The following is a 22,619-nucleotide window of genomic DNA, read 5'->3' as shown; positions in this document are numbered from 1 at the left end:
ACAACATGAACGAGACATACGACTGGCCTGCTGACCTGCAAGGACTCAGCGAGGCTGACCTAGAGCGTCTGTGCAACGGAGACGGCGGCGGTACCGATGAGTGACCCAGCAGTCAAGGAACTACCAGCAACACGCGACTACTGCCTAAGGCTCCGTGTCGAGTACAAGAGCGGACAGTCCCTAGAGGTAGAGGCAGAGACGTTCGAAGACCTAGCAGACCTCATCAACACCGGCATCAAGGTTCTGTGGCCGCACACAGCCAAGCCACTGAGCATTGAGGAAATGACTGAGTGGTTGGGATGGGACAAGCGATGAACGCAGATATGCGTATCAAAAGTTTCATCCTAACCGATGGAGTCAAGGACGTTAGGTACGACTCAGACCTAGCGATGAGTCACCGAATGGCAGACAAGATTATTGAACTGATGGTTGCTTGGAAGAGAGCACATCAGTAACGAAGGAGGGCCGGTACAGAAGATAAGTACCAACCCTAATGGCATCACACGATAAGAGAAGAAACCTAAGAGCATGGCGTAACAAGAGAGACGCAGCCAAGGCACGAGCATTAAGAGAGTTCAACGAAGGTGGCACAGTCACATGCTGGTTGTGCAAGCACCCCATTGATATGTCTCTACCGGCCAACGACAGATTGGCTTGGACCCTAGACCATGTTGAGGCTATCGCTAATGACGGTCACATTCTTGGTCAAGCACTAAGCGCACACCGTGGTTGTAACTCAGCCAAGGGTAAGGGCGACACGCTCAACCCGTTGCAAGGTCAGACACGACAGTGGTTGTAAACACATACGGTTGTAACCCAACGCGGCGGTACAGAAAACAATAACAACAACAGGAGTAGTAATGACTAACGTTATCAATAAAGACCTAGACGAAAGAGACTGGAACAGGCTACTAGCCGATGCCTCTGACATTAGGCAGAACGAAGATGGAACCTACGAAGGTGTCATTGAGTTCTCAGTTGACTCAGCACTAATCATGGCTGAACTAGGACACCGTGTTGAGGTTGGGGACACCATTCCATTCAAGGTTCAGCCTAAGAAGTAAGACCCCCCACCCGGGTACCCCCCTAGGCCCCCTGGCTGGCTTGCCCACGTCATTGAGCCAATCCCCCCGTTAGAAATAAGCCAATGAGGCTGGGGTACCAAAACAATCTACAAGGCCCTTAGAACGCATCCTCAGGCGTCCTAGGGGCCTTTCTCATGCACCACAACGGACGGTAGGGCAGAAGACCCCTACCGTCCTATGGCTCTGTATCCCAACTGGTAGAGGACGTTGGCTTAGACCCAACGAAGTGTCGGTTCGAATCCGACCAGAGTCACTGACGAACAGCCCAACCTTCAATCTTAGCCAGATACACACCGGGCTGTTCGTCTCTAACTTAAAAGGAGGTTCCGAATGGGAGACCTAGTTACAGCAGCGGCTTCCGGCGACAGGCTTGCGACCTTGATTGCGCTGAGGAACCGACTTGCAGAAGAGATTGAAACCGCATCAAGCCGTGACCTAGCAGCACTGTCCAAGCAGATGACAGACGTGCTGGCACAGATTGAAGCCATGCCGGTGGCAGATGCAACCAGCGCAGCCGACGAAATCGCAAAGCGTCGAGAAGAGCGCAGGAAGAACGCCGGTAATGAGGCATGACGAACGTTGCGACCGATGCGGAGCAAGAGCGTACGTAATGACGCTCCACTCTGGCCGTGCCCTGATGTGGTGCAGCCACCATTACAACGAACACGAAGAAGCGTTGCGTGAATATCTGTTCATCGACGCCAGAGAGGCTTTGACAGTCAATTAAATAACGGAGGAACAACAACCATGACTGCTTTTCAAAAGCCGGTCATGGGCAATCAGACTCCGCGACTGGCATACCTACCTAAGTACCACTCCAACGCCTACGAAGAGGCAGTTGACCTGTGTGCGGCTTATGGGCTGCACCTAGACGACTGGCAGGCGACGGTACTAAAGGCATGGCTTGGTGAAGACGCCGCAGGATTGTGGGTCTCACCGATTAACGGTCTATCCGTACCCCGTCAGAACGGTAAGGGCGCGGTACTAGAAGCAAGAGAACTATTCGGTGCAGTCATCTTGGGTGAACGCATCTTGCACACGGCTCACTTGCTAAAGACTTCCAAGGACCACTTCGCACGAATGTTGAAGCACGTTGACCCACAGGTCAACCCGGAACTTGCCAAGTTGGTCAAGAGAATCAGCCGTGTCAACGGTGAAGAGGCCATTGAGTTCACAAACGGTGGCGTCATCAAGTTCGTTGCACGTTCAAAGAACTCTGGTCGTGGATTTACCGCAGACCTGCTGGTCTGTGATGAGGCGCAAGACATGTCTGACGACGACTACGCGGCTCTACAGCCAACGCTGTATTCGGTTAAGAACCCACAGACCATCCTGACTGGTACTCCACCTATTCCTAGCGTGGACGGAACGGTCTTTGCTCGCTACCGCGACGTTGCCCTAAAGGGAGAGGCAGACCGCTTCTCCTGGCTGGAATGGTCAGCCGAGACAGGCGATGACTACTCAGACCCAACCACATGGGCCAAGGCGAATCCGTCTCTTGGTATCCGTGGTGAAGTCTCTACTGTCCATAACGAGTTCCTTGGTATGGATGACGAGACCTTTGCCCGTGAACGTCTGGGCATGTGGGCCGGTATCGGTGCCAACTCCATGTTCGATATGGAGCATTGGGACACGCTAAAGAGCAACGTTGACCCGACAGACCCGGTTGCCTTTGCTATCGACGTTAGCCCTGACCTGACTATCGCCTCTATCGGCATGGCGGGGTATGTCGGAGACAAGGTCTCTTATCAGGTAGTCGCTAACCGTAAGGGCACAGGCTGGATTGTTGAGGCCCTACGCAAGTTGCAGGCCGACTGGAACCCCGTAGCGATTGTCATTGACTCCTACGGTCCTGGCGCATCGCTGTTGCCAGACCTAAGAGCCGCACGCATCCGTGTGGTTGAGGTTTCGTCATCACAGGTCGTTCAGTCGTGTATGTCGTTTTACAACTCTGTTGTCAACGTCCGAATGATGCACGCAGACCAGCCGGTACTCAATGCAGCCATTGCAGGCGCATCAAAGAGGCCGGTAGGTCAGGGATGGGCTTGGAACCGCAAGAATCCAAACACAGATATTACTCCGTTGGTCGCAGTCACTTTGGCTGGACACGGACTTACAAGCAAGCGCAAGCCACCGAGTGAGCGCAGAGCGTCAGACCGTCGAGTCTTGATGCTCAAATAAATTCAAACAAAGGAGGCGACGAGTTGACTATTTCTCCTGTCGCCATTGCGCTACCGCAATCCTCGCTAACTGAGGACGAAGAGCGTCTGGTTAATGAAATGCTTAACAGGCTGGCTGTTTATGAAGTCAGCAACAGGTTGAAGGAAGCGTACTACGAAGGCGAACAGCGAATTCATCACCTTGGTATTGCTATCCCGCCACACCTACAGAACATTCCTGCTGTTGTCGGATGGGCCGGTATGTCAGTTGACATTCTGGCAGAACGAATCGACTGGCAGGGTTGGCGCTCATATGAGGGTGACGACTTCGGACTATCTGAGGTCTACGAACAGAACAGTCTAGATATTGAGAGTGGCCTAGCAACCAAGGACGCGTTCATCTACGGAACGTCGTTCCTAGTAGTTGGGTCTGGATTCGACGGTGAGCCTAACCCGCTTATCACTGTCGAGTCTGCTCGCAACATGACGGGTATTTGGGACAACCGCACCCGTCGTCTGTCTGCTGCTCTGGGAGTTAACGCCAACACCAATGGTGTCGTTGACGACGTAACCCTTTACATGCCTTACGCGAATATCCGCGTAGTCAAGGTCAATGGATTGTGGGTAGTCGCAGACCGCGACCAGCACAACCTAGGCCGAGTCCTAGTAGCGCAGATGGTTAATGACCCTCGCGCTAGCCGTAACGGCGGACGTAGCCAAATCACAAGGGCTATCCGCTACGCGGTGGACACCGGCGTACGCACCTTGCTTGGTATGGAGTTGAACCGAGAGTTCTACAGCACTCCACACCGCTGGGCAGCCGGTATGGAGAAGGACGCCTTCCTAGATGAGAACGGCAATCCAACTCCTGGCTGGGAAGCACTGATGACCAAGATGATGGTTGCTCCACCTAATGAAAACGGTGGACCTAACCCAACGTTCGGTCAGTTCACTCCTGCGTCTCCTGCTCCGTACCTAGACCAGATTAAGGGTCTAGCGCAAATGGCTGCATCCGAAATGGCTGCACCTGTCACCTACTTGGGCTTCCACACGGATAACCCGCCGTCTGGTGACGCTGCACGAATCATGGAGTCTCGCCTAATCAAGCGTGCCGAGGACAGGCAGAGCCACTTTGGCCGCGCACTGACTGAGGTAGGACGCCTAGCACTGCTGGTTCGTGATGGAGAGATTCCAGACGAGTACAGCCGTGTCACGAACAAGTGGCGTGACGCTGGTACTCCTACCCGCTCTGCTGCTGCTGATGAAGTATCCAAGTTGGTTTCTTCTGGCATCTTGCCTGCTGACTCTGAGGTTGTTCTAGACCGTATCGGCCTAGACCCGGCAGAGAAGGCACAGGTTATGAACGAGCGTCGTAAGGCGAATGCCTCACAGCGTCTCGCTGACCTACAGGCAGCGGTACAGGGAACTGAGGTTGCCTAATGGCTACAGCGGCACAGGTCGCTGAGTTCCGTAAGGCACAGAGCAACGTAGCCGTTCTAGCAGAGCGCGAACTACAACGCTTCTACGCGTCCCTAGACCCCGACGACGGGCTAGGGACCGTACGTGCCCTTGAACTCTTCCTACCTGAACTTATTCAGTCGTACGGAGAGATTGGGGCGACGGTAGCAGCGGACTTCTACGACGAACTACGTGACGCATCGGGCGTGAGTGGTTCGTACAGAGCGGTTCTAGCGGACCCAATCCCTCTAGAGCAAGCGACGATTTCAACCAAGTGGGCCGTTGGCCCCTTGTTCGGGCAGACCGACCCCGTTGCTGCATTCAACAACCTTGCGGACGTAACAGACCGTCTGGTTAAGCAGCACGGCAGGAACACCATCCAACTGAACGGTCACGCAGACCCAGCACGAGTTGCTTGGGCACGCGTACCAACAGGACCGGAGACCTGCGAGTTCTGCCTAATGCTAGCGAGCCGAGGGGCTGTATACGCCTCTGAGAAGGCCGCTGGCGCTGTTCACAAGTTTCACGGCAAGTGTGACTGCGTTTCAACACCAATTTGGAGCGACAGAGACCTTGCTGATTTGAATTCAGCGGGATACGACCCTGACGAGTTGTACGACCGCTGGCAGGACGCTGTAGAAGCCCGAAAGGCCGAAGCAGCGAACAACTAATGCGATTAGACGCGCAAAGCACACAACCCCGCAACCGGAAGGGTGGCGGGGATTTTTTATGCCCGGAAGGGGCGGAAAGAGGTAACAAATGTCTGACGAAGTAAAGGTCACTGACTCCGAAAAGGACGCTCTTTTGAGCATGGTCAACGGAGAAGAGGCCGGTACCGAAGAAAAGACAGCCATGACCACTGAGGTAAAGACCGAAGAGGTTAAGGCGACAACGGAGGCTAATGCTTCCGAAGATTCTCAGGAGAAGGATTCCGAAAGGGAAGATTCTGAGGACGATTGGAAGGCACGCGCCCGTCTATGGGAAAGCCGCGCCGATAAGGACAAGGCAAGGGCTGATTCAGCCGAGAGCCGAGTGTCCGAACTAGAAAAGCAACTTGCTGATTTGCAGACCACCGTTAAGGCGGATTCTTTGCGTTGGCAGGTTGCAGCGAAGTACGGGATTTCCGAAGAGGACGTAGCCCTATTCCTAACCGCTACGGACGAGGAAACCCTAACTAAGCAGGCAGAAAGGCTTTCTCAGACCTCTGCCAAGACCCCAAAGCCTGATACCGCGCAGGGGACGCGAGCAAGTACAGGCCCTCTTTCAACGAAGCAGCAAGGCGCTGCCGCGTTGGAAGGACTATTCAACTAATTCTAAATCCCCAGAAAGGTATTGATTTTTCGATATGACTATGACACGCGCGACCGCAGGAGTTAACCTGCCAGAGAGTGTCGCCAACTCAATTTGGGCAGATGCACAGACTGGTTCTGCTGTAATGTCCCTAGCAACTCAGATGGTTCTACCGGGTAACGGTGTTGCCGTCCCTCTAATCACTGGTGACGCAACTGCGTCCTTCGTTGCCGAAGGTGCAAAGAAGCCAACCAGTGACTCAACTGTAGACAACAAGGTAATCACCCCTTACAAGATTGCAGTTATCCAGCGTTTCACCGACGAGTTCCGTCGTGACGCAAACGCGTTGTATGAGGCGCTAGCAGCACGTCTGCCTAACGCTCTTGCACGCGAGTTCGACCGTGCAGTTTTCCACGGTCCAGTTCCGGGGTCTGGCTTTGACACCCTTGCTGGTGTTCAGGCTCTTGGCCTAGACGGTACTGACGCTTACGCAGACCTAGTTGCGATTGACGGTGCTGTTGCAGGTGCGAACGGTGTACTTAACGGATGGGCACTAGCACCACGTGCGAAGACCCTTCTAAACGGTGCAGTTGACGGCAACGGTCGTCCGCTATTCCTTAACTCCATCGCTGACAACGGTGTTGCAAACATCTTGGGTGGTCGCGTTGCAATCACTCCTGCTGTTTACCGTGCAGACGGTGCAGGCGACGACGGTGAGGTTCTAGGTTTCGCTGGTGACTGGACTCAGGCGTTCTACGGAACCGTAGAAGGCGTAAAGGTCTCCATGAGCGACCAAGCAGTCGTTGACGGTATCTCTCTATGGGAGCACAACATGTTTGCTATCCGTGCAGAGGTTGAGGTTGGATTCGCTGTCCGCGATGAAGACAAGTTCGTCAAGATTGTTGGCGCAAACACCGTAGCGTGATTTTAAGATTCAAAGCGAGTGGGCCGAACGGCCCTTTTTTTATGCCCAAAAACGGGCGGTAGCCAAGTAGGCCCGCTCCTTGAATCCCAAATACATATAAGGAGGTCTGCCAATGTGGACTACATACAGTGACATTTCAGACCGCTGGGTTGGTGGCGGAATGCCAAGCGACGAGTCGCAAGTAACAACCCTCATCGAAGACGCAGAGGACACGATTCTTCGTGCGTTCCCCGGCATTCAAGACCGTATTGACTCAGGAGAGTTGCCAGAAGCCCGCGTTGTGAAGGTTGCAGCAAGGATGGTTATTCGCTTCCTGCGAAACCCTACCGGACACCGTTCAATTCAACAGGGCGCTGGTTCGTTCTCTCAGAGCATCACATACGGAGGCGATGAGCCGGGAGCCATGTACCTGACTGATGCTGACAGGTCCGAATTGGCAGCCCCATCGTCTTACCGAGGTAAGGCGTTCGGACTAGATATGACCCCAAGAGGCTACGTCCCACCACAGCCTGACGTATGGGTTCCAGTCGGAGGAACGTTTTGAACCTTCCTACCCTGTTCTCAATAGGCGTTAGGAAGTACAGAACAGGGGCTACAGACGCCTTTGGCAATGCAACGGAGGGTTGGGACGCTCCCGTTTTTGTAGGCGTCTACAGCATCGCTCCTGCGACTTCCAATGAGCCGTTCGAAATCGGACGTGCAGCGGTTGTTACCGGGCTGACCGTGCTGGCACCTGAGTCCGTAGACGTTAGTGCCCGTGACCGCATCGTCGTGGACGGTGAGGAATACGACGTGGTTGGCGATATCGCTAACTGGAACCGTGGCCCGTTCGGGTTCACGCCGGGTATCGAAATCAACCTAAAGAGAGTGGAGGGCTAACTATGGCTAAGCGCACACGCTACAAGTGGAACTTGGCTGCCTTCCAGCAAATCAGGCGTAGCCCTGAGGTTGACCGGATGCTTAACCAGATTGTCGACAACATCGTTGCTGAACTAGGGGAGGGGTACGAAAAGTCCGTTAGGGCTGGACGCACCCGTTCCCGTGGCTCTGTCATCACGGCAGAGGTAGAAGCAATCATCGACAACAACACCAACGACTCACTTCTCAGGGCACTAGCCAGACAGAGGGTGGGTCTATGAGTGCTGAGGTAATCGTATTCCCGAGTGTCGAAGCACTAGTTGTTTCGTACTTAAAGGCCCGTCTACCAAACACAGCGGTAGCAACAAAGGTACCCGCTCAGAGGCCAGCACGATTCATTCGTGTGACCAAGGTGGGCGGTAACAAGGTAAGGCTCAACGCAGATAACGCAATGGTGACTTTCCAAGTATGGGAAGCAGACCAAGTAAAGGCATCAGAACTGGCTGAACTGACCAGAGCATATGTCCACGCAATGTCAGGGGAGACCGTCAACAACACTTGGATTTACCGAGTGATTGACGTTGGTTCCCCTGCCTATAACCCTGACCCCGAAACAAAGGCGGACAGGTATCAGTTCACTGTTTCAATCGACGTAAAGGGGGTGGCTCTAAGTGACTAAGTTGTGGCACCCACATTTTAAGGATTTGTCCATTGAGCGCGATGACGAGTTTGTTGACGCACACGTCGCCGCAGGCTGGTTGAAGGCCAAGCCAAGACGCGAATTCATCGAAACCGAGGTTGGCGAATCAACCGAGGAAGCAATTGAAGAAGCACGCGAGGAAAAGCCAAAGCCGCGTAAGGCAAAGGCTGATTCCGAGTAAATAGCACTGAAACCAAGGGTCTCTGCGGAGGCCCTTTTTTCATGCCCAAAAGAACGACCTGTCCGGCGACGGAGAGGAACACAAATTATGGAATGGAGGTCATTACTAAATGACTAACTCAAATAACGTCGTCGCTCCAAAGCCTATGGCAAGCGGCGGCATTCTGGTCGGTGACTTGACTGCTGCCGCACCTACAGATGCAACAACTGCCCTAACCGGATTCACTCCGCTTGGGTATGTAGGTGAAGACGGACTAACTCAGACCACTGACCGTTCAACTGACAAGGTTAAGGCATGGGGTGGAGACACTGTAAAGATTCTACAGACTGACTTTGCTTCCACCTTCTCCTTCACACTGATTGAGACTCTAAACGCTGACGTTCTAGAGACTGTTTTCGGTGCAGGAAACGTAACGGTTGCAGCCGGTGGCGCTGTATCCATCGCAATTAACGGCGATGAACTACCGCAGCGTTCCTTTGTCTTCGATATGAAGGATGGGGACAACCGAGTTCGCCTATACGTTCCAAAGGGTCAGGTCACGTCTGTTGATGACGTTACCTACACCGATGGTGAAGTCTCTGGCTTCTCCGTCACCGTTGAGGCATTCGTTGATGAGAACGGTAACAACGCTTACCAGTACATCAGCCGCCCAGCCGCTTGATAGAGCACAAATGACAAGTGGCCCTGAACAGGATTCGTCCTTAGTAGGGGCCACTTAGTTCTACCTGCCAGTGGCGCGGTAGGGGAGTAAGAGCCAATAAAACTAACAGGAGAAATAAACACTATGACTACAAAGCCAGCAGACCGTAAGAAGTCCAAGGAAGAACTAGCCCGTTACTCGTTTGAGTACAAGGGTAAGACATATGAAATGGCAGAAGGCGCATCGTTCGCTGACATTAACAAGCCGGGATTCCAGCGAAAGAATCGCCACAAGGCACCAGATGACGTGTTCTTCTTGATGCTTGAAACGGTTTTCGACGCGGAGACTCTAGAAGCCACCTTTGACGAGATGGACGACGATGAGGCGTATGAGTTCACGGAAGGGTTCACGAAGGCTTTCCGAGAGTACACAGGTGCTACGCCGGGGGAATCCTAAGCCTCCTTGCTCTAATTGACGAGCATGGTGAGGCCATTGAATATGACCTCATTTGTCTAGGACTCAGGCTGCGCGACCTAGGAACAGAAGATTTGACGTGGGGTGACCTGAGAGCAATTTGCAATCAGGCACCCCGCTCTTCTGCGTTATGGCGCTCTCTACACGGTTCTGAGGCCGCTGAATGGGGTCTACAGGAACAACTTGCTGCCTTTAGCGCAGACCTGCTGAACGTCCTTGCGTGGCAGAACAGCGGCGGCAAGAAAAAGGACTACCCGAAGCCTATTCCAAGGCCGGGAGTTAAGGACGAGAGCGAGACTTTCGGCTCTGATGCTATCCCAACGGACGAAATGAAGGAGTTCTTGGGCTGGTAACACCGGGCGCGGTACGCAAATAAAACAACAAAGGAGGTGGTTCCCCAATGGCTATTGAGTTGGGTGCTGCCTATATTTCCATCCTGCCTGAGACTTCTAAGTTGACGGCACACATTAAGTCAGAAATGAAGGCTGTTGAGAAGCAGTCCGAAACGACCGGTAAGAAGATGGGTTCCAACCTGTCTAACGGTATCGGTAAGACCCTAAAGGTTGCCGGTGGTGGATTCCTAGCCCTAGGTGCAGGTATCGCCACATTCGTTGATGACGCTGCTAGGGCTTCTGACTCCATCAAGAAGTTCAATTCAACAATGACCTTCGCTGGTTTCAGCCAGAAGGAGATTGATGCAGCAAACAAGCGTACGCAGGATTACGCTAACAAGACCGTCTACGAACTGAACGATATTCAGAACGTTACGGCTCAGTTGGCTGCTAACGGTGTTAAGGGTTACGACTCCCTAGCCGAAGCAGCCGGTAACTTGAACGCCGTTGCTGGTGGTAACTCCGAGACATTCAAGTCTGTCGGAATGGTTATGACCCAGACCGCTGGTGCGGGCAAGTTGACAACTGAGAACTGGAACCAGTTGGCAGACGCTATCCCTGGTGCTTCTGGAATCTTGCAGAAGACTCTAAAGGAGAATGGCGCATTCGTCGGTGACTTCCGAGAGGCTATGGCTAACGGTGAGATTTCCGCTGACGAGTTCAACGCCGCCGTTGCCGAGACTGGAAACAGTAAGGCAGCAAAGAAGGCTGCCACCAGCACCGACACTTGGGAAGGTGCAATCGGAAACCTACAGGCTTCCATTGTTACCGCTCTGATTCCTGTCCTAACTGGTCTACAGCCGGTGTTCAACCGTCTGTCTGGATTCATCGTTGACAAGGTAATCCCAGCGTTCACCAGACTTGGTGGCTGGATGAAGACCAACGTGGTCCCGCCACTAAAGGACTTCGGCAACTTCGTCAAGGACGACGTAGTACCTACCCTGCAAAGCCTGTGGGGCTTGCTGGTCGATAACAAGGACATTCTGGGAGCACTGGCGGGTGGCTTGGCTGCTGCTGGTGCGGCTCTGGTGGCCTACAACGCCTACGTCAAGGTGACGACGGCTGTAACGACTGCATGGAACACGATTCAGAAGATTCTGAATGGAACCATGAAGGCTAACCCTCTGGGGCTAGTCGTCACGGCCATTGGTCTGCTTGTCGCTGGTCTCATCATCGCCTACAAGAAGTCCGACACCTTCCGTGCAATCGTGCAGAAGGCATGGGCCGGTATTAAGGCAGCGGTTAAGACCGCATGGGACGGCTATATCAAGCCAGCCCTAAAGGCGTTCTGGAACGCAATCACCAACCTAGGCCCAACCATCAAGAGGTTGTGGAACAACGTTGTTAAGCCAACCTTCAAGGCAATCGGTGCCGCAATCAAGGGCACTTGGAACAGGGTAGTCAAGCCTGTCTTCAACGCTTGGAAGGCTTACTTTACGAAGGTTCTGTTCCCTGTCCTTAGGTTCCTGTGGAACAACGTAGTCCGTCCGGTCATGGCCGGTATCGGCAAGTTGATTAAGGGTGCATGGAACAACGTCATCAAGCCGGTATTTGAGGCATTGGGCGGTTTCATCCGTGAGAAGGTTGCGCCTGCATTCCGCAAGGGTGTAGACAGGATTGGCGAGATTTGGAACGGCCTAAAGGCTGTTGCACGCAAGCCAGTTGAGTTCTTGGTCAACACCGTCTACAACGACGGTATCCGCGCCATGATGAACAAGATTCCTGGCGTCAACCTTCCAAGTGCTCACTTCGCTACTGGTGGTGTTCTACCGGGCTACACGCCGGGTCGTGACGTTCACCAGTTCGTATCTCCTACCGGTGGCCGTCTGGCTCTGTCTGGTGGAGAAGCAATCATGCGTCCTGAGTTCACACGCCTAGTTGGCGGTAAGCGCGGGGTAGAGGAACTAAACCGTCAGGCCCGTAGAGGCAGTCTGCACAGTCCTCTACACCAGAGGCCACGTGACCTAGGTGGCTACTTCCTAGGTGGAGTCCTGCCGATGATTGGTGCGACTTCCGCTAAGCAGCACTCTGGTTATGAATGGGCTCAGTGGGCCGGTGACCTTAACGGTATCGGTGACGACACTGGCAAGCCTGCTGTTGCATGGAAGAACGGTGTTGTTGCATACGTCCGCTCTATCGCTGGTTCCTACGGTAACCACGTAGCGATTAACCACGGTGGACAGAGCACCTTGTATGCCCACTTGTCTGCATTCGCAGCGAGGGCCGGGCAGGCAGTTAAGGCCGGTCAGAGGATTGGTTCTGTTGGTTCAACAGGTAACTCTTCTGGTCCTCACCTTCACTTTGAGGTTCGTGGAGGGTCCGTAAGCGGGTCTTCCAACGTCGCTGGTGCGGTTAACCCTGGCGAGGCCAAGAAGGACGGATTCCTAGAGGCAGTCAAGGCTATCCCGTCCAAGGCAAAGGCAATCTGGTCTGCAATCACCAGCATGGGCAGCAAGTTTGGTCCGTGGGGAGAGCAGTTCAGAAACGCTGGTGTCGGTGCTCTAAGGGGTGCAATCACTGCTGGTGACAACGCAATCCCAGACAAGATTAAGGTCAACAACTTCCCTGATATCCCTATGCCGGATAACCCAATTAAGGATGCGTTGTCCTTCCTAGGCATCTTCGACAACGGAGGAATCCTAGAACCGGGCCACTTCGCCTACAACGCAAGTAACAAGCCTGAGGCTGTGTTCAATCAGAAGCAGTTCAAGGCATACGCAGAAAACGCCGGTACCAGAAACGAGAGGCCACGTCGTTCAGAAATGGTCATCACTAACTGGAACACCGGTGAAGGCTATATCCGTGATATCGCAAGGGATGAGGTTGATTCGGATAGCGCATACAACAACAACAGAAGGGGTGCTTATGTGTGAGCGCAAACAAGTTAGAACTAAGGGCTGGTAAGGACGCTTTTGTAAAGCAGGAGAGTCCGAACAGCAACCACGCCAACTCAACAAGGCTGCCGGTAAGGAATACCGATGGAAACAGGGGCTATCGCTCCTTCATCTACTTCCCAATCAACCAGTTGCCGAAGAATGTCCAGATTACAAGAGCGACGTTGAGACTGGTAATGAACGGAGCCACCACAGGGTCAAGGACCATCAGCCTAAAGCGAGTCACCGAACCTTGGGTTGCTTCTAAGTTGACGTGGAAGGACCAACCGGCGATTGCTGCTGGTGGTTCGGATTTGACCAAGGGCGGTAACGGTCAATACGACCCGTGGGACTTCGACGTTACCTCTGCGGTTCAGATTGCCGTCAACGGTGGTGACTTCTACGGCTGGCGCATTGAGTCAAACGAAAACACCATCCGTGAGTTCAACTCTTCAACCGCTAATGGTTGGAAGCCCCTTCTGACGATTGAGTGGAATGAGGCACCAGAGAAGCCACGAGACCTATACCCGAGTGGTGGCGGATTCGTGGCTACTGCCTCACCAACACTGGCCTTCCGTTTCTTCGACAATCGTGGCACAACCACGATGGGCGGATTCCAAGTACAGATTTCCACTAACGCAGCCATGACGGGCATCGTCCATGACTCAGGGTGGGTAACTTCCAACAACCCTGTCTACGACCTAGCAGGCAAGTTCACGGTATCTACCTCTGAGCCTGTCTACTGGCGTGTCAGGGTTAAGGACGACGCAAACAATCAGTCAGCGTGGTCTGACGTCACATCGTTCAGGTATGACGCTAAGGGCACATTGGTCCTTGTAAGCCCTACGGGCAGCATTATCACCGATACCACCCCGACAATCGTTTGGTCGCTTACAGGCAAGACACAGGCCGCGTGGCAGGTGCTTGTGCGTCATGCGACGAGCGGTAAGGAGTTGTACAACTCTGGTCGCTTCACGTCCGGTGCAAACTCTCACCAGATTAAGGCTAAGACTGACTCTGGTGACGACGTTATTGCGAACAAGACCACGCCATACGAAATCGTTGTGCGTGTCTGGGACGACGTTGACCGTACCGCTGTGGTTGGTCAAGACGTTCTGTATGAAGTTACCCGCGTAGTCACCTACAAGGCTGCTACCACGGGTGGTGCCAACGGTGGGGAGCCAGCAACGGTCACCCCAATCTCAGGGCTAACGGCTACTGACCTAGCCAACCAAGGTGAGCCGGGTATCCGCCTTAACTGGACTCGTTCTGAGGCTCCTGACAGGTTCGATATCTGGCGTGGAAACGTCAAGATTGATTCTGTAGCACCGGGAGACGTTCAGGGCGGTAGTCCGGGTGCATATGAGTACCACGACTACTCAGCCAAGGCAGGCGCATCTTATGACTACAAGGTCGGTGCTTCTGTCAACGGTTCAGCAGCCGAGAACAGCACGCCGGTGTCTATCACCAAGAGTGCCGACAAGTTCGTTGGCATTTGGCTAATCGACCCACGCCGCAACATCAAGATTCAGATTATGGACGTTGATGAGGGCAGTTGGGAAATGGGCGAAGAGTCCCAGACCTTCACCCCGATTGGCTCTTCTCGCGCACGTCTGCTGACGCAGGCATTGCGAGGGTATGAAGGAAGCATTTCCGGTCTTCTAGTTAACACAGGAGGCCGCTCAGTAAGAGAACAGGAGGCAGATATGTACACACTAAAGTCAACACCGGGCCAGACGTATGCCCTTGTCCTAAGTGACATGTCTATCCCTGTGGTTATCGCTAACGTCACCGTGGCTCCTACACCACACAAGGAAGTCGTTAAGAGGGTTTCCTTCAACTTCTGGCAGCAGGGTCAACTGCCATTTGAGGCGAACCTTTGATGTACACCAAGGCTGAGAGGGAGGCACTAGACACCGCTCTAATGACCTCCCACTCAGTCAAGGTGGTTGTCCGTGTCACTGACCTTGTAGGAAACCCGCAGCGCGACGTGTCGCACATGCTGTTGGGTGGTCAGGTTGACGTGGACACCGCAGGCGAAGTCAGCAGGACTTTGCAGGTAACACTATTCGACCCAACCGGGACAGTTTCGTTCGATTCGGAAGACCCATCCGAAGCAGCGATGTACATGAACCGAATGATTGAGGTTGAGTACGGAGTTAAGGCAAACAGCGGTAACAGGTGGCTGTTCATGCCAATCTTTGCCGGTCCAATCGTGTCTCTGAGCCGCAACAGCGACACCATCGAGATTACTTGCTTCGGCAAGGAACACCTTGCACGTGGTGTCTTGTGGACCAACTTCAAGGCGAAGAAGGGTGCAAACAAGGTAGACGTCATCAAGCGTCTAATGCGTGAGCACGCAGGAGAAACGAAGTTTGACCTACCAGAGTTGCCTAATGCCCGTTTGGGTGATGACTTCTCAATGGTTGCGTTGAAGCAGACCCCGTGGCAGGGCGCACAGCACCTTGCTAGGTCAATGGACAGGGTGCTGTATTACGGCGGTGACGGTCGTCTACGTCTAAAGCCTGCACGCGGAAACAACGTATTCACCTTCCGTGGGGGAGACGCCGGTACCTTGATGAGCACTCCGAATATCTCGTTCAATGCACAAGAGGCAAAGAACGCAGTCATCGTTAAGGGTAAGAAGACCAAGGAAAAGGCTGTCGTCGGACGAGCGGTAGCGCAGAGGACTCATCCTCTAAGTCCTTGGAGACTAGGCCGAAAGGTCAATGGTGAGATTGTGCCGCTGTATCTGACAGAGGTTGTGGAGAACGATTCCATCACTTCCAAGAACGCAGCAGACGTTAAGGCACACAACATCTTGGCTGACTACCTAGAACAGCAGGTTGAGATTGCCTTTGACTCACTACCGGTTCCATACCTTGAAGAGTATGACCGTGTGAAGTTGGACTTTGAATCCTACGGGTCTCAGTTCACATTGAGGCAGTTCAGTATCCCGCTAACCATCGGAGACACGATGACGTTGGGATACAACCGAAGGCTTATGACCATCAAGAAAAAGAAGATGCCAAAGCGTAAGCCGAAGGACAAGCAAAACAACAAAAATAAGAGAAAGGAAGACCAAATGGCATGGCAATGAGAGACGAAGGTTACGTAGAAGAGGTAAGCGTTGTTAAGCGTGGAACCTATCTAGTTGAGGACGCTCCTGTCGGGGCGTCTTTTTTGTTGGTCGAAGATGCGTCTGACTTCAACGACGACGGTGGAACGCTACAGATTAACGGTGAAGTTATTGACTACACAACTGCCAACTATGTCGGCAACGTCCTGACACTGGCAGCACCGTTGGCAGGTGCGGCGGTACGTGATGCAGAGGTAGCCGTCTACCCAGAGTCAATGGAGAAGCAGGCACAGGTATCTGTAGGTGACGACAGCGAGGCGATTACCGCCGTTGTCACCCACGCTCTGTTCTCTCGACTAAAGGAAGGGTTCAGAGGCGACGTTAAGGAGGCTGTGGCCCTAGAACTAATCGGTGGCACATGGTTTGTCGTTGACGTTATCGGTGAGACTCCTAGCAAGATTACCGATGAAGAACTAGACGAAGAGACCGTTCTACAGCCTATCTTCAATGCTGCTGAAATGGCTGCTGCCGCTCTTGCTGAGGCAGAAGCAGCAATGGGCTTTGCGGTAGCCAAGAACAAGTCATTCCGTCAGGACGAAGAGCCAACAGACGGCATGGTTGATGGTGATATCTGGTTTGACACCGACAATGGTAACAAGATTTACGTCTACGACTCCGTTAACGGGTGGGTAGCGGCTGACGCTGCTCTCGCTCAGGAGGTTCTTGACGCCATTGAGGATGCCAAGGCCGACGCTGCCCTTGCTCTACAGCAGTCTGCGGACGCTATCAATGCTGCGAATGCTGCTGACGCAAAGGCCGGTACCGCTCAGACGGCTGCTGACAACGCTCTGTCTGATGCGGCTGATGCGTTCACTGAGGCTACGAACGCAAGCACCGCTGCTTCAACGGCTGATGCCGCTGCTGCCGCAGCAGCGCAGTTGGCTGACGAGAAGAACAAGGTCTTCGTCACGGACGTGGAGCCAACGAGCGGTATGGACGTTAATGACCTATGGATTAACACGGCCTATCAGCAAAACACGTTGTACATCTGGTCAGGTACCGAATGGGCGCGTCATCAAGACTCGACCATTGCATACGCAAGCAACGCTGCTGCTAATGCTTTGGGTGCTGCTCAGGCCGCTCAGTCCACGGCTGCTAACTCATCCATGACTTATATCCAGTCCAATGCCCCAACAGGCAGGGCACAGGATTTGTGGATTGATACAACCAGTGGAGCAAACACACCAAAGCGTTGGAATGGCTCTGCTTGGGTAGCCGTAACGGATAAGGCTGCAACGGACGCTGCTGCTGCCGCTACCGCAAGTTCCAAAACCTATATCCAGAACACCGCACCGACCGGTAGGTCTCAGGACTTGTGGATTGACACAACGAACGGGGCTAACACTCCGAAGCGTTGGAACGGTACGGCATGGGTCGCAGTAAGCGACAAGATTGCTACGGACGCTGCCGCTAAGGCTACTCAGGCAATCGCTGATGCCGCTGCTGCTGCAACTGCTGCGTCTAACGCACAAACCAAGGCTGACCAAGCATCCACCGATGCCGCCACAGCCGCCGGTATTGCGAATGGAAAGGCAGTAGTCCTTTATCAGACTACTACTCCTGCTGCGTCTTACCAGAACAGCAACACGCTATGGATTGACCTAACCGGGTCTTCAAACACTCCAAAGCGTTGGTCTGGTTCAGCATGGGTGGCTGTTAGCGATAAGGCTGCTACTGATGCTGCGAGTGCTGCCGCTGCTGCTCAGAGTGCTGCTAATGCTGCTGCTACAGCGGCTCAGACAGCACAGACAACCGCAGAGGGTAAGGGTCGTGTCTACTACCAGACCACGGCTCCTGCCAGCGCCAACCAGTACGACCTATGGGTTGACATTACTGCTGGTGCTAATACTCCGAAGCGTTGGAATGGCCTAGGTTGGTTCCCGGTAACAGACAAGGTGGCAACCGATGCGGCTGCTGCTGCGTCTGCTGCTCAGTCCGCTGCCTCTGGTGCTCTGACAGCCGCACAGGCTAAGACCACCGTGTATTACCAGACCACCGCTCCTGGCTCTACAAACGGTCAGGATTTGTGGGTGGACACCACTGCCGGTGCCAATACGCCAAAGCGTTATAACGGCTCTGCGTGGGTTCCTGTGACCGACAAGGTTGCTACCGACGCTGCTGCTTTGGCAGGACAGGCGAACACCGCTGCTGGCAATGCTCAGACAACGGCCAACGCCAAGGCAACGGTCTACTTCCAAAACACTCCACCGGCAAGCACCTTGCCACAGGACTTGTGGATTGACACGACCAATGCAGCCAACACACCAAAGAGATACATCAGCGGTGCGTGGACGGCGGTAACGGACAAGGTAGCCACCGATGCTGCTGCTCTAGCAAGCACAGCGAACAACACAGCCAACACGGCTTTGCAAAATGCCAACAACGCTGCCACAACGGCTAACGGCAAGAACAAGGTCATCTTCTCCACTGCTACAGCAAGTGGAACGTCTGGCTATGTCGCTGGTGATATCTGGTTCCAGAGGGACGCCGGTAACAACATCATCGGTCAGTGGGAGTTCACCGGTACAGGTTGGGCTTCTCGTTACCTGTCTGATGCTGTTCTAGCGTCTTTGACTGTCGGTAAGTTGCAGACGGGAACGCTAGGTGCCATTGAAATCAACATGGGCACTGGCGGAATCATCAAGTCCAACGACTACAACCAGACAAACAAGACTGGCTGGCGTCTAGGAACTGGTGGACTAGAAATCTGGAACGGAGTCATTAAGGGTTCGTTGGTCGAGACCAGCACCCTGGTTGTTTCTCAGAGCAACGTCACTGGCCTACCTACGGCGCTAAGTGACCGTCCAACGGCTTCTACGGTAACGAGTCAAATCAATACCGCTGTTGCTGCCAAGACAACCACGTTCGCTCAGGGAACGGTTCCAACGTCTACCGCCGCTGGTGACTTGTGGATTAACACGGCTGCATCTAACAAGATGTACCGCGCCAATGCTGCTGGTGCTACAGCCATTGTGACTACCGGAAACGGCTGGTACTTGGTCAATGACCCAACAGCGACAAGCGGCGGTATCAAGACGTTTGCTCAGAACACTGTGCCTACGTCCACTGCCAGTGGAGACCTATGGGTTAACACAGGTGACAACAATAAGATGTACAGGGCTAACGCTGCTGGCGTCTCAGCGATTGTCACGACTGGTAACGGTTGGTACCTAACCCAAGACCCTGTGGGGGCTGCAAACACCGCTCAGACGAATGCTCAGAACTACGCTGACACTCAGTACGGCGGTACCAAGAATCTTGTTACGTCTTGGACCACCCCGGGTCAGACCACCATTGCTGGTGGCAAGTTGGAAACCAACTCTGTTAAGGCAGATGCGGTTGACGCTCTAGCGATTACCGCTAAGCACACCATCACAGGTGCGATGCACCAGACTGACGCTGCTGCGAACGTAGGTATCAAGTTCAACTCAGCGGCTTTCATTGCCTATGGCGGTGGAACAGAAACCTTTTCCATTACTGCTGCTACGGGAGCGGTAGCGATGAAGGGTGAGTTGAAGTCTGGTTCCACTATCTCTGGTGCCTTGATTTCAGGTCCACTAGAGACAGCAAGTGGTGCAACAGTCGGTACCAAGATTACGTCTAACGGAATCATCGGTTACTACCAGAACAGCCCAATGTTCACGATGGACACTTCAACGGGGTCACTAACCGTTAAGGGAACCATCAAGTCTGGCTCAACTATTGAGGGTGCAACTCTAACCGGATTGCTACAGACGAACAGCGGAAATATTGGACCGAAGATTTCTACCTCCGGTATCTACATGTACAACAACTCAGGTCAGCAGACCTTTGGTGCGAGTGCAACTAGCGGTTCTGTGTCGTTCATCGGTGCTCTAACAGCGGGTACCACGGTTGACGGTGCGATTGTCACGGGTGGAACCATCCAGACAACGGCTAACACCTACAACGGCAAGCCGCTTGGTATCAAGATGAACAGCACGGGATTCACCGCATATGACAACTTCGGTGACCCTACCTTCACCATTACCGGCTCAACCGGGGCGGTAGCGATGAAGGGAACGCTAACTGCTGGTTCCAACATTAGCGGTGCAACCATCACTGGTTCGTCGTTCACAACCAATACTGCTGGTAACCCAAGAATCACAATGGGTCCGGGTAGTGGGTTGTCGGATAACCAAATCGCCCTGTACAACAACTACACGGTTTTACCGGGTGGCTTGTCTGGTGACGGTCTACAAAGCCGTCAGTCAACGTTCATCACTTCACCTACCGGTCAGTCCGGTAACTCTAGGGCGCAAATCACTCTTACGTCTTGGAACGCGAGTGGTAGCCGAGAGGTATCGGTTCTTGCTGACTACATGAGCATCCCGCCTGTCACCATCGGTACTGGTTACCAACAGTTGGGCGGTATCAGTGGTGGTCAGGTAACAACCAATACCAACTCAGCATCGCAAGTAACGATTACTCACAGTCTCGGTGCTGTACCGAAGTCGGTCGTTTGTATGGGTGATGAGGCTTACGGTTCTTCGAGACACAACTTCACTTTGGTTTCTATGAATTCGTCAACCTTTACGCTGACGGTTCGTAATACCGCTGGTGGTTTGGTGTCATCACCAACGAAGTTCACATGGTTGGCTATCGCATAATAAATCAAGCAAAGGGGAGTGCAGGTTTCGGCCTGCACTCCCTTTTCTATGACCCAAAATATTAAGGAGTATCACATGATTCGCAAGAGAACTTTCGTAGAAGGCCCCACGTTTGAGGCCGGTACAGAAAGAATCGAAGCCGTATTCGACACAGAGAAGAACATCTACAACGTCTTCCACATTGCGGATAACGGCACATCAGTTCTCATCGTTGAGGACTGCAAGACAATTTTCGAAGTCCAAGACGGACTTGACTGGTATTGCAGCGCACATGACGTTGACGCAGTTGGTCTAGCCCTAGAGGGAATCAAGGCGGCAAACACGCGTGTGGCGTCATTTAAGGCTGCAACCGTAGATGAAGTAGAAGCGGCTGCAAGACGGTCACTAGAAAGGACCAACGATGAAGAGCCGTCTAGCGCGTCTGCTTAACGTAGGTGGTCAGCAGGTACACCTATTGGTTCACTTGTTCTTCCTACAGACATTCATCACCGGTATCTCATTCGTGTTCTTCGGATGGGCAGACCCGGTACAAGCAACGATTCTCTGGCAGGCAACCCAAGTCCACCTGTGGCAATGGATTACAAGCCTATGGGGCGTTGGCCTGATTTTCGTCACCGTGGCTAACACGGTATGCGTTTATACCCGCTCATTGAAGTGGGGAAAGCCGGTAACGATGATGGGATTTGCGCTGTGGCTATATGCCGCAGTCATGTATGCCGCTACAGGCTTCTGGTTCCAGTTCTTCGTACCGGCCACTATCAACATGCTCTTTTGGGCTTGGTGGTACGTGACTGTTTCACGATTCGTCCACGAACGGACAGACTAAATAGGAGGTAGGTTCTTAGAACCACCAAAATCATGACAAAGAAGCAGAACTATGTAACAGGTCAAGGAGAGACATTTGTACTTAACCTAATTCTTGAAGACGCACAGGGGAATCCGGTAGACCTGACCGGACACACAATCACCCTTGCGTTGAAGTACAACGACGTTCTAGTTGCAGATTATGCAACCGTCGTGGATGACGCAGGCACCATCACTTTGAAGGTGACCGACGAAGAAACAGCCGTTTGGCCGGTAGGGAACTGCAAGTACGTCCTTATCCATGACCAGCCTAACGGTGACAGGAAGTACATGGCTTACGGAAACCTAACCGTTGCGGAGGTTTTCTGATGAGCGAGTACAAACTAGTCATCAAGGATGAACGACCAGTTCTAACGGTCGTGGAAGACACTGGCTACACACTAAACATCGCTACCGGTGGCCTACAGGGTCCAAGTGGTGAGGGTGTCACCGTCAAGGGCACCGTAGAAGGCCCAGAATCGCTTCCAGAGGACGCAGACATTAACGATGGATACTTCATCGGTCAGGATTTGTTTGTCCTCTCAGAACGCGACGGGTGGATTAACGCTGGTCTTGTTAAGGGTGCCCGTGGTGAACAGGGCAAGCCGGGTGAACCCGGACCAATGGGTCCAATCGGTCCAATCGGCCCAACCGGTGCTACCGGTGCCAAGGGAGACCGTGGCGAGAAGGGCGAGAAGGGTGACCGAGGACTTGAAGGTCCACAGGGTGCCACTGGCCCTCAGGGAGTTCAGGGAACGCAGGGTGAGCGTGGTCCTGCTGGTTTGTCCGGTCCTAAGGGAGACAGGGGAGACGTAGGCCCAACTGGCTCTGTCGGTCCTGCTGGTCCTCAGGGACCAAAGGGAGACAAGGGGGACAGAGGCGTTCAGGGACTCACTGGCGCTGCTGGTGAGGCAGGTCCGCGAGGACCAATTGGTATCTCTGGTCCTAAGGGTGACAAGGGAGATAAGGGAGAC

At 53.5% G+C, this 22,619-nt stretch carries 16 protein-coding genes and 1 tRNA gene; all 17 read left to right on the top strand.

Annotation, left to right across the window (positions count from 1 at the left end; all coding sequences use genetic code 11):
• Window positions 1-1,264 precede the first annotated feature (1,264 nt).
• The 17 genes from QWY29_RS16390 to QWY29_RS16325 all read left to right on the top strand — a co-directional run bounded on the left by QWY29_RS16390 (window position 1,265) and on the right by QWY29_RS16325 (window position 21,975).
• Window positions 1,265-1,338, top strand: a tRNA-Leu gene (locus QWY29_RS16390).
• Window positions 1,339-1,463: 125 nt separating this feature from the next.
• Complete coding sequence (locus QWY29_RS16385) at window positions 1,464-1,658, top strand: hypothetical protein (protein WP_300962105.1); 195 nt, start codon at window positions 1,464-1,466, stop codon at window positions 1,656-1,658.
• Window positions 1,585-1,812, top strand: a complete 228-nt coding sequence (locus QWY29_RS21280; RefSeq protein WP_439117446.1) for a DUF7455 domain-containing protein — start codon at window positions 1,585-1,587, stop codon at window positions 1,810-1,812. The genes QWY29_RS16385 and QWY29_RS21280 overlap by 74 nt, the downstream gene beginning before the upstream one ends.
• A 20-nt stretch (window positions 1,813-1,832) precedes the next feature.
• Window positions 1,833-3,266, top strand: coding sequence for a terminase large subunit domain-containing protein (locus tag QWY29_RS16380; RefSeq protein ID WP_300962104.1), 1,434 nt, complete (start codon window positions 1,833-1,835; stop codon window positions 3,264-3,266).
• 23 nt (window positions 3,267-3,289) lie between these two features.
• On the top strand, window positions 3,290-4,684 hold the full coding sequence (locus QWY29_RS16375) for a phage portal protein (RefSeq protein WP_300962103.1): 1,395 nt from the start codon (window positions 3,290-3,292) through the stop codon (window positions 4,682-4,684).
• On the top strand, window positions 4,684-5,373 hold the full coding sequence (locus QWY29_RS21275; protein WP_439117445.1) for a VG15 protein: 690 nt from the start codon (window positions 4,684-4,686) through the stop codon (window positions 5,371-5,373). The genes QWY29_RS16375 and QWY29_RS21275 overlap by 1 nt, the downstream gene beginning before the upstream one ends.
• An 88-nt stretch (window positions 5,374-5,461) precedes the next feature.
• Window positions 5,462-6,013: a hypothetical protein gene (locus QWY29_RS16370; RefSeq protein WP_300962102.1), complete on the top strand. Its 552-nt coding sequence runs from the start codon at window positions 5,462-5,464 to the stop codon at window positions 6,011-6,013.
• A gap of 40 nt (window positions 6,014-6,053) precedes the next feature.
• Window positions 6,054-6,917 carry a phage major capsid protein gene (locus QWY29_RS16365; protein ID WP_300962101.1) on the top strand — a complete coding sequence of 288 codons (864 nt, stop codon included), beginning with the start codon at window positions 6,054-6,056 and terminating at the stop codon, window positions 6,915-6,917.
• A 112-nt stretch (window positions 6,918-7,029) separates the two neighbouring features.
• Window positions 7,030-7,461, top strand: a complete 432-nt coding sequence (locus tag QWY29_RS21290) for a Gp19/Gp15/Gp42 family protein (protein WP_500684585.1) — start codon at window positions 7,030-7,032, stop codon at window positions 7,459-7,461.
• A 985-nt stretch (window positions 7,462-8,446) separates the two neighbouring features.
• Entirely contained in the window at window positions 8,447-8,656 is a 210-nt protein-coding gene (locus tag QWY29_RS16360; protein ID WP_300962100.1) for a hypothetical protein, read from the top strand.
• A 109-nt stretch (window positions 8,657-8,765) separates the two neighbouring features.
• Window positions 8,766-9,317 (top strand): phage tail tube protein, encoded by a 552-nt coding sequence (locus QWY29_RS16355; RefSeq protein WP_300962098.1) that lies wholly within the window; start codon window positions 8,766-8,768, stop codon window positions 9,315-9,317.
• A 931-nt stretch (window positions 9,318-10,248) separates the two neighbouring features.
• Window positions 10,249-13,035, top strand: a complete 2,787-nt coding sequence (locus QWY29_RS16350) for a tape measure protein (RefSeq protein ID WP_300962097.1) — start codon at window positions 10,249-10,251, stop codon at window positions 13,033-13,035.
• Entirely contained in the window at window positions 13,032-14,918 is a 1,887-nt protein-coding gene (locus QWY29_RS16345; RefSeq protein ID WP_300962096.1) for a DNRLRE domain-containing protein, read from the top strand. Before QWY29_RS16350 ends, QWY29_RS16345 begins: the two co-directional genes overlap by 4 nt.
• Window positions 14,918-16,135, top strand: a complete 1,218-nt coding sequence (locus tag QWY29_RS16340; protein ID WP_300962094.1) for a hypothetical protein — start codon at window positions 14,918-14,920, stop codon at window positions 16,133-16,135. The genes QWY29_RS16345 and QWY29_RS16340 overlap by 1 nt, the downstream gene beginning before the upstream one ends.
• Window positions 16,126-20,802, top strand: a complete 4,677-nt coding sequence (locus tag QWY29_RS16335) for a beta strand repeat-containing protein (protein WP_300962092.1) — start codon at window positions 16,126-16,128, stop codon at window positions 20,800-20,802. Before QWY29_RS16340 ends, QWY29_RS16335 begins: the two co-directional genes overlap by 10 nt.
• A 75-nt stretch (window positions 20,803-20,877) precedes the next feature.
• Window positions 20,878-21,231 (top strand): hypothetical protein, encoded by a 354-nt coding sequence (locus QWY29_RS16330; RefSeq protein WP_300962091.1) that lies wholly within the window; start codon window positions 20,878-20,880, stop codon window positions 21,229-21,231.
• A 429-nt stretch (window positions 21,232-21,660) separates the two neighbouring features.
• Window positions 21,661-21,975 carry a hypothetical protein gene (locus QWY29_RS16325; protein WP_300962090.1) on the top strand — a complete coding sequence of 105 codons (315 nt, stop codon included), beginning with the start codon at window positions 21,661-21,663 and terminating at the stop codon, window positions 21,973-21,975.
• The last annotated feature ends 644 nt before the right edge of the window (window positions 21,976-22,619 follow it).

Origin of the sequence: Nocardioides abyssi (assembly GCF_030412915.1) — a bacterium.
GTDB lineage: Bacteria > Actinomycetota > Actinomycetes > Propionibacteriales > Nocardioidaceae > Nocardioides > Nocardioides abyssi.
Note: the sequence above shows the minus strand (reverse complement) of the source record. Positions and strands in the feature narration are given on the sequence as shown.